Origin of the sequence: Actinobaculum sp. oral taxon 183 str. F0552, from assembly GCF_000466165.1 — a bacterium.
Taxonomy (GTDB): Bacteria; Actinomycetota; Actinomycetes; order Actinomycetales; family Actinomycetaceae; genus Peptidiphaga.
This window is the reverse complement of sequence record NZ_KE951415.1, coordinates 37605-44741: the sequence shown is the minus strand read 5'-3', so window position 1 is coordinate 44741 and position 7137 is coordinate 37605. Positions and strand designations below refer to the sequence as shown.

Sequence of the window (7137 nt, the reverse complement as noted above, 5' to 3'; positions counted from 1 at the left end):
GACCCCGGGCGCCGCGCCATGCCGTGCGGGGTTCCCGCCACCGCCTCAACGCCGAGAGGGCGCGGCCGGGCGGCATTTCGGGCCGGCGCCCGGCCCGCTGCGGAGTGTCGGGCCTACGCCAGCGGGTCGCCCGCGGGCAGCGGCTGGGCGGCGAACCGGCTGAGGGCGCGGGCGTCGAGGCCGTCGAGCGAATCGATCCTCAAAAGCCCCGGCAGCGGCGGGATGTCGGCCATGAACGGCACGACCACCGCGTGGGTCCGCGCAGCCAGTGCGGACCGCACCCCGAAGAGCGAATCCTCGAAGACGACGCAGTCGGCTGGGTCGACCCCGAGCCGCCCGGCCGCCCGCTCGTAGGGCTCCGGGCTAGGCTTTCCGGCCAGGTCCTCGTCCCCCGTGACGAACACCGCCAGGCTTCCTGCGGGCGCCTCTCGCAGAGCGGCGCGGGCGATGGCCTGCGGCGAGGACGTCACCACGGCCGACGGGACGGCCAGGCGGGCCAGGAGCTCGAGGAGCTCGCGGGCGCCGGGGCGCCACTGCGCGGGCTCGCGGGAGACGATGCCGTGGACTCTGGCCACCAGGTCGCGGGCGACGTCCTCGGGGCGGGCGGGCAGGCCGAACCTCTCGACCATCGTCGAGGCCCACCAGTCGATCGGGCAGCCCACGACCTCCTTGGCCAGTTCCTCCGTCCACTCCACGCCGTACTCGGCCAGGAGCTCGGCCTCGCCGCGGAACCACCACTTTTCGGAGTCCGTCAGCGTCCCGTCCATGTCCAGCAGGACGGCCCCCGGGAAGGCCGCGGCATCGGATGGCGTCGGCGTCATCGGGGCGGCCTCAGTAGACGGAGAGGTATCCGGCGCCCAGCAGGACGACCACCGCGATGGCCAGGGCGATGCGGTAGACCACGAAGGGCATGTAGGAGCGGGTCGAGATGAGCTTGAGGAACCACACGATGACCGCGTAGCCGACGACGAAGGAGATCACCGTGGCGATCACCGTCGGGCCGGCGGCGATCGACCCCGTGCCGCTGGTCTTGACCAACTGGAAGACACCCGATATGACCACGGCCGGGATGGCCAGCAGGAAGGACACGCGCGCGGCGGCCTCGCGCGTGTAGCCGAGGACGAGGCCGACGGTGATGGTCCCCCCCGAGCGGGACACCCCCGGGATGAGGGCGAGGGCCTGGCCGAAGCCGACCGCCACGCCGTCGCGGAGGGTCATGACCTCCAAGGTCTTGTCCTGCCTGGCCCGCCTGTCGGCGACGCCGAGGACCAGCGCGAACGCCGCGAGGACGAAGGCGGTCAAGTGCAGGTTGCGCAATTCACTCTCGATGTCGTCCTGGAAGAGCAGGCCGAGCACGCCGATCGGGACGGTGCCGACGATGACCACCCACCCCATCCTCACGTCGGGGTCGGACTGGCCGACCGAGCTCCTCCACAGAAGGGCCCGCACCCACTTGGAGACGATGCGCCAGATGTCTTTGGCGAAATAGGTGATGACGGCGGCCTCCGTGCCGAGCTGGACGATGGCCGTGAAGGCGGCACCCGGGTCTCCCCAGCCGAAGAGGTCTCCCAAGATGCGCAGATGCGCTGACGAAGAGATCGGCAGGAACTCCGTGAGGCCCTGCACGATGCCGAGAACGGTTGCTTCTAGGTATCCCACCGGTCAAGGATAAGCCACGGCCCTGGGGTGGACCAGCCTCGAGCTCGGCTAGGCTTGCCCCATGAGAGAGCGCACGGTGGGCAGAAGCGGCCTCGTCGTCGGTTGTGTGGGGCTCGGCACCCTGACCTGGGGGCGCGATACGAGCCACGAGGAGGCCCGCGGTCAGCTCGAGGCGTTCGTGGAGGCCGGGGGGAACCTCATCGACACGTCCCCGGCGTTCGGCCGCGGAACGTCGGAGGCGACGATCGGCGAGCTGCTCGACGTCACCGTCGACCGCGAGGACGTGATCCTGTGCACGAGAGCCGGCTTCACCGAGGGCCCCGCGGGGATGCGCTTCGGCGCCGGCCGCGGCCCGATACTCGATTCGCTGCGGGCCTCCCTGGAGCGGATGAACACGACCTACGTCGACGTGCTCCTCGTGGCGGCCCCCGATCCGCTGGCCCCCGACGAGGAGACGGCCTCCACGCTGGGATGGCTAGTCGACCGGGGCCTGGTCAGGTACGTCGGCATTCAGGGGTACGCGGCCTGGCGGGGGGCCGTGCTGTGCGAGAGGCTGCGCGCCATGGGGCTCCCGCTGCTCACCGTCGCCGAGCAGGAATACTCGCTTCTGCACCGCGGCGTCGAGGAGGAGATCGTTCCCATGGCCGACCACCTCGGCCTGGGGATCTTCGCGTCCTCGCCCCTCGGGCGCGGCGTGCTGACGGGGAAGTACCGCCATTCGATCCCGCCGACCTCGCGGGCCGCCTCCGAGCACCTCGCGGCCTTCGTGCGCCCCTACCTGGAGGAGGGGTCGCGCCGCGTGGTCGAGGCCGTGGCCAGAGCCGCCGACGGGCTGGGCCGCACCCCCGCCGACGTGGCGCTCTCGTGGACCGTCGACAGAGCGGGGATCAGCGCGGCCGTCGTCGGCGCCCGCACGACCTCGCAGCTCCAGTCTGTGCTCAGCAAGGTCGCCCCCCTGCCGGACCTCGTGGTCGACGCGCTGGACGACGTCAGCTCGCCTCACTCGTAGCCGGAGCCGTCCGCCTCGTCTGCGCCGTCGCCTTCCTCGCCTCGGTCGGAGACGCCGTCTGCATCGGGGTCGTCCTCGTCGGCGTCGTCGCCTTCCTCTCCTTGGTCGCCCTCCTCGTCCTCGTCCGCGTCATCGAAGACGAAATCGGCGTCTGCGTCCTCGTACTCCTCCTCGTCCACGTCCTCGAGGTCGTCTTCGTCTCCCTCATCCAGATCCTCGTCCTCGTCGAGGTCGTCCTCATCCTCTTCGTCGAGGTCGAAGTCCTCGAACTCGTCGTCGTCGAGGGCCCCGTCGTAGTCGTCGTCCTCCATGTCGCCGTAGACGTCGAGCGGCGCCTCGACCCCGAACTGGACGAACATGACGTCGTCGTAGACGGTGTAGGCGTCGGCCAGCATGTCCGCCGCTTCGACGACGCTCGGCGCATCGGGGTCCTGCGCACTGACTGCCGCCTGATGGAACGTCTCCAGAGCGCCGATGAGACGGTCCAGGGCGAGGCGCGGGTTCGTAGACATGACGTCAGCCTAGCGCGGGAGAGTCGCCTGCGCCACACAGCCGAAGCCGGAACGGGCGTCCACGCGGCTTCGGACCGTCCGACATGCGAATGCGCGCTCTCGGCGCTCGCGGATATGCGGCATGATGGATGCCGGGCGCGCCGCCGGTACACCGGTGCTCGGTGTGCGGGCCTCTCACCGTTCACGTCGAAGGGAAGTGCACATGGCACACAATCGCATGCCGCGCAGGCGCTCCCCGGGGATCCTTTGCGCGATAGCGGCCATGGTGATCGGGGTCGCCTCCCCCGTCCCTTCCGCATCCGCCGCTCCGGGCGATGCCAGGCCGTCTCTGCCCAGCGTCTCCGAACTGCAGGAGAAGGCCGCGAACACCAAGGGCTTCACCGGGAAGTGGTTCGTCCAGATGAGGGGGGAGCCGACCATCAAGGGAGGGGCGGCGTCGGCCATCGCCAAACAGCAGAGCGACTTCCAGAACTCCGTCTCCTCCAAGGTCCAGGTCACCGGCTCCTATTCACGGATCTGGAACGGGGTGACGGTCAAAGCCGCGGACGACGGCCTGGCCGAGGTCCACAGGAACAAGGCCGTGGTCGGCATCTTCCCCGTCGTGGAAGTCGAACGCCCGGAGGTCAAGGTCGATCGGTCGGCCAAACCCGACATGTTCACGGCCCGCTCGATCTCCGGCGTCGGCTACGCCCAGCAGGAACTCGGTCTGAGCGGCAAGGGCGTCAAGATCGGGGTCATCGACACCGGCGTCGACATCGACCACCCGGCCTTCGGAGGCAACGGAGTCTCGGACCCCAGCCACGTCTTCCCCACGAAGAAGGTCGTGGCGGGATGGGATTTCGTCGGCGACGCCTTCAACGGGTCCTTCACGAGCGACAAGTACAATCCCAACCCCACGCCGGATGCCGTCCCCGACGACTGCGCCTCCGCCGGGCACGGGACCCACGTCGCGGGCATCGCCGCCGGCAACGACCCGTCGACCGGCTTCAAGGGGGCGGCTCCCGACGCCCTCCTGGGCGCATACCGCGTCTTCGGCTGCGAGGGCTCCACCAGCACCGACATCATGCTCGCAGCCATGGAGCGCGCCGCCAAGGACGGCATGGACGTCGTCAACATGTCGATCGGTGCGTCGTTCATGACGTGGCCGAACTACCCGACGGCGGTCGGGGCGTCGGCCATGGCCGACGCGGGGATCGTCGTCACCTGCTCCGAGGGGAACAACGGCGCCAGCGGGGTCTTCTCCGGCAGTGCTCCGGGCGTCTCGGACAAGGCGATCGCCACGGGCTCGGTGGACAACACGGGCGTGCGCAGCCGGGGGTTCAGACTCGCCGACGGCACCGACGTCGCCTACTCCCCCGTCGGCTCCACGCCCAATGCCCCGACGAGCGGGTCAATCGAGCTGGCCGCCTACCCCGAGGGGCGCAAGACGGGCGCCGTGGACTTGGACGGCAAGCCCTTCGCGGGCAAGGCGGTCCTGGTCTCCCGCGGCTCCTCGACCTTCTACGAGAAGGTGAAGGCCGCCCAGGAGGACGGCGCGTCGGCCGTCCTCATCTACAACAACGTCGAGGGAACGATCTCGGGTGAGGCATCCGGCAAACCTCCGGTCACGATTCCCGCCGTGAGCATCTCCAAGGCCGACGGCGAGAAGCTCGAGGCGGCCGTCGCGAAGGGAGCGACGTCGATCACCTGGCTGGACGGGGAGCCGATCGTCTCACACGACCCGAACGGCGGCGCGATCTCGGCCTTCTCCTCCTACGGGCCCTCCGCCACCCTGAGCCTCAAGCCGGACGTCCTGGCACCCGGCGGCAACATCTACTCGGCCTATCCCCTCGACTCCCCCGCGGCGAACCAGGGCTACGCCACCGCGTCGGGGACCTCGATGGCCGCTCCGCACGTGGCCGGCTCGGCCGCCCTGCTCCTGCAGTCGAACCGGTCTCTGGCTCCGGCGGACGTGCGGACCGTGCTCCAGAACTCGGCCAAGCCCCTAGCCCTCCACAATCCCGAGGAGTACGGCGTGCCCGCCTCGGCCAAGGCCGGAGAGCCGGTCCACCGCCAGGGGGCGGGGTTGATCGACGTCTCCCGCGCCGTCTCCCAGGCGTCGTCCTACGCAAAGGCGGGCTCCGGGGAGCTCGCCTCGACGACGACCCCTTCCAAGATCTCCCTCGGCGACACGGATTCGAAGAAACCGGTCGCTTTGAAGATCACGAACCGCTCCTCCCAGGACGTCACCTACAAGCTGTCGTCCGAGACGGACGCCGTCGGCACGTGGGGGCCGAACCAGTTCCCCCAGGCTGTCGCGGGCCTGGACACGAAAGTCTCCTTCTCCTCGTCGGAGGTGACGGTCCCGGCGAATTCGACACGCACGGTGGACGTGACGGTCACACCCCCTTCGACGTACACGGACTACCGTTCCGGCAAGGGGGTCCGGAAGAAGCTTCCGCACGCCACCATGTACGGCGGGCACGTCGTGATGACCGGGTCGAACCACCAAGTCCAGCGCATCCCGTTCTCGGGCCTGAACGCCGACTACGAGTCGCTTCCCTTCATACGTTCGGCGTGGACCTACGGCGACGTCTACAGCGCCGACCTCCTGGCCGCCAACAACATCCCGCCGTCGAAGAGGTTCTACATCGAGCCGAGCCTGGGAGTCCTGGCCACGTGCCCCAACGGCAGGGTCGTCGGCACCGAGTGCGCCGACAAGTCGGCCACGTACGCCCAGGTCCTCTCGGCCGACCACGCCTACACGATGACGGGCACGGACTTCCCGCGGCTCCTCCTCCACTTCGAAAACCCGGCCTCGCACCTGGACATCCGCGTCTACCGAGCCAAGGACGACGGCTCGAAGGGCGAACCGGCCGGACCGGACAACTACGTCCACACGTCCGACGCCGTCGGGGTCGACACGTCGTTCAATCAGTTCGCGTGGGACGGCACGGTCAAGAAGACGGCGGACGCCAAGGAGCCGACGCCCGTGGCCGACGGCCGCTACGTCCTGGAGGCTACGATCACGAAGGGCGTCGGCAAGGCCCAGGACGGCGAGAACACCGAGGTGTTCACCTCCAAGCCCTTCGTCGTCCGCCGAACGGCCACCCCCCAGCCGGGCCCGTCGACGGCGGTGTTCTACTCCGGATGGACGGCCGCCTCCCGCATCGGGGAGACCTCGGGTCTGCCCGATGGGAAGCCGCTGGCCGGAGACCTCGACGGACAGGGAAAGCAGACGCTCATCTTCCACAAGGGCAACACCTTCACCTACACGACCGCCGAGGGGCCGAAGTCTTTCGTCTTCGGGCGTGACGGCGACGTCCCCCTCGTGGGCGACTGGGACGGGGACGGCAAGGACACCGTCGCCGTCAAACGCGGCAACGAGATCCTCGTCAAGAACTCGCTGTCCGGCGGCGACCCCGACGCCGTCTTCCGCTACGGGCAGGCCGCGGACACACCGTTCGCCGGCGACTGGGACGGGGACGGCAAGGACACGGTCGCCGTCAAACGCGGCAACGAATTCCTCGTCAAGAACTCGCTGTCCGGCGGGCCGGCCGATCTCGCGTTCAAGTACGGGCGCGCGGACGACACCGCCATCGCCGGGGACTGGAACGGGGACGGCAAAGACACCGTCGGTGTTCGCCGAGGCAACGTCTACCACTTGACCGACGCCCTCAAAGGCGGCGTCTCCACCGACGTCCGCACCTTCGGGCAGGCTTCCGACGTCGTCGCCTTCGGCGACTGGGACGGGAACAAGTCCGACACCCCCGCCGTCGTCACGACGAAATGACCCCTGCGGTCCGCCGCTTCGCGGACCGCACCCCGGGCCTGCGCCGAATCGATCCGAGCCCTCACCGGATCGCCATACCGCTCACGGTGCGTCTCACAGATCCGCCGTCCTCATCCGATTCGACGCTCGGCCGAGCCCGGCGTCCCTTCGATCGGCGGCCTGGAGGCCGCCGCGGGCTTGCGGCC

Annotated in this window: 5 protein-coding genes; 2 read left to right on the top strand and 3 right to left on the bottom strand. The window is 69.5% G+C overall.

Translation table 11 applies throughout. The annotated features are described in order from the left end of the window. Positions 1 to 113: 113 nt before the first annotated feature. Together HMPREF0043_RS03230 and HMPREF0043_RS03225 are read right to left on the bottom strand one after the other, a co-directional pair. Positions 114 to 821, bottom strand: coding sequence for an HAD family hydrolase (locus HMPREF0043_RS03230; protein WP_021601427.1), 708 nt, complete (start codon positions 819 to 821; stop codon positions 114 to 116). Between the two features lie 10 nt (positions 822 to 831). Then, positions 832 to 1659, bottom strand: coding sequence for an undecaprenyl-diphosphate phosphatase (locus HMPREF0043_RS03225; protein WP_021601426.1), 828 nt, complete (start codon positions 1657 to 1659; stop codon positions 832 to 834). A gap of 61 nt (positions 1660 to 1720) precedes the next feature. Between HMPREF0043_RS03225 and HMPREF0043_RS03220 the strand changes: the two genes are divergently transcribed. Then, the gene (locus HMPREF0043_RS03220; RefSeq protein WP_021601425.1) at positions 1721 to 2668 is read left to right on the top strand and encodes an aldo/keto reductase; all 948 of its coding nucleotides are present in this window, start codon (positions 1721 to 1723) and stop codon (positions 2666 to 2668) included. On the opposite strand, the gene HMPREF0043_RS03215 is transcribed toward HMPREF0043_RS03220, so the two are convergent. After that, positions 2659 to 3180 carry a hypothetical protein gene (locus HMPREF0043_RS03215; protein WP_021601424.1) on the bottom strand — a complete coding sequence of 174 codons (522 nt, stop codon included), beginning with the start codon at positions 3178 to 3180 and terminating at the stop codon, positions 2659 to 2661. The genes HMPREF0043_RS03220 and HMPREF0043_RS03215 overlap by 10 nt on opposite strands. A gap of 202 nt (positions 3181 to 3382) precedes the next feature. Here HMPREF0043_RS03215 and HMPREF0043_RS11865 point away from each other — a divergent pair, with 202 nt between their 5' ends. Further along, positions 3383 to 6952: a S8 family serine peptidase gene (locus HMPREF0043_RS11865; RefSeq protein WP_040317739.1), complete on the top strand. Its 3570-nt coding sequence runs from the start codon at positions 3383 to 3385 to the stop codon at positions 6950 to 6952. The last annotated feature ends 185 nt before the right edge of the window (positions 6953 to 7137 follow it).